General features: G+C 68.0%; 1 protein-coding gene. It reads left to right on the plus strand.

The genetic code is table 11. From position 1 onward, the window contains the following. On the plus strand, window positions 1–1,236 hold a 1,236-nt coding region (locus HTV45_RS33175; protein WP_215209605.1), incomplete at its 5' end, for a stealth family protein. Window positions 1,237–1,473 lie beyond the last annotated feature (237 nt).

Below are 1,473 nucleotides of genomic sequence, written 5' to 3' on the forward strand. Positions count from 1 at the left end.
GTGCTGGCCGGGCCGCAGATGGGCTGTGATGTGGAGTTCTGGCAGGACGGGGCCGATGTGCTGGCCGGTCCTGAGGCGGAGGCGGAGCTGGCGAGGGTGTCGCCGCAGGCGTCGGCCGATGTGCTGGCGGATTCGCTGGTCGCCCCGCGCCGCAACCGCATCGCGGACGTCATGCCGACCAGCGAGCAGAAGCCCGCGACGATCACCGTCGAGGGCCGGGACTTCCCCACGTTCGCCCCGTTCACCGTGACGACGGTGGACGACGTGACGTTCCCCGTCGACGTCGTCTACACCTGGGTCGACGGCGAGGACCCGGAACTGCGGGCCAAGCGGAACAGGTACAAGGGGCAGGGTGTCGCGGACATCCTCGACAAGGAGACGAACGAGTCCCGGTACACCAGCCATGACGAGCTGAAGTACTCCCTGCGGTCACTGCAGATGTACGCCGACTTCGTGCGGCACGTGTACATCGTCACCGACGGCCAGGCCCCGGAGTGGCTGGACACCGAGGCGCCCGGCGTGACGGTCGTCGACCACAAGGACATCTTCCCCGAGGGGGTGCTGCCCGTCTTCAACTCGCACGCCATCGAGACGCGGCTGCACCACATCCCGGGGCTGTCCGACCACTACCTCTACTTCAACGACGACGTCTTCGTCGGACGCCCCGTCACCCCGCAGCACTTCTTCTACGGCAACGGCATCGCCCGTATCCCGTTCTCGCCGCTCAAGGTGGGGGTCGGACAGCCGCACGGCGGCGAGACGGCCACCAACTCCGCCGGCAAGAACGTCCGCGAGCTGCTGCTCAAGGCGCACGACCGCTTTGTCACGCACAACTTCATGCACACGCCGCTTCCGCAGGTGCGTTCCGTGCTGACGGAGCTGGACGAGATGTTCCCCGAAGACATCGACCGGACCATGCGGTCGCGTTTCCGGTCACCCGACGACATCGCGATGACCGCGTCCCTGCACTACAACCACGCGTATCTGACCGGCAAGGGAATCCCCGGCAAGTTCCGTTTCCGGTACGTCAACATCAGCCGGGAGGACGCGGAACTCCGGCTGGCGGGCATCGCGGGCAAGCGGAACTACGACTTCTTCTGCCTCAACGACGTGGATGTGCCGCCGGACCGTCGCGAGGAAGTCACGGCCCGCATGTTCTCCTTCCTCGAGGAGTACTTCCCCTTCCCCAGCTCCTTCGAGAAAGCACCGCGGAGCGACTCTTCGGGGACCCGCTGATGGCTCCGGGCTCTCGGCACGTACGGAAGCTCGCGCTCAGGGGTGCGAGGGCCGGGCGAAAGGTGGGGGACCGGGCCCGGTCCCTGCGGGTGACGCGGCAGCGGCAGGGGTTGTTGCGGTCGGACGCGCGTGTGCGTCAGGTGGTGCTCGGGGGGGAGCCGCTGTGGGGGCGGGTGGTCGAGGGGTTCTCGGCGGCCGGTGCCGCGGCGGAGAATCTGGGGCTGGTCGCGGATGCCC

The organism is Streptomyces sp. CHD11, assembly GCF_018638295.1.
Lineage (GTDB): Bacteria > Actinomycetota > Actinomycetes > Streptomycetales > Streptomycetaceae > Streptomyces.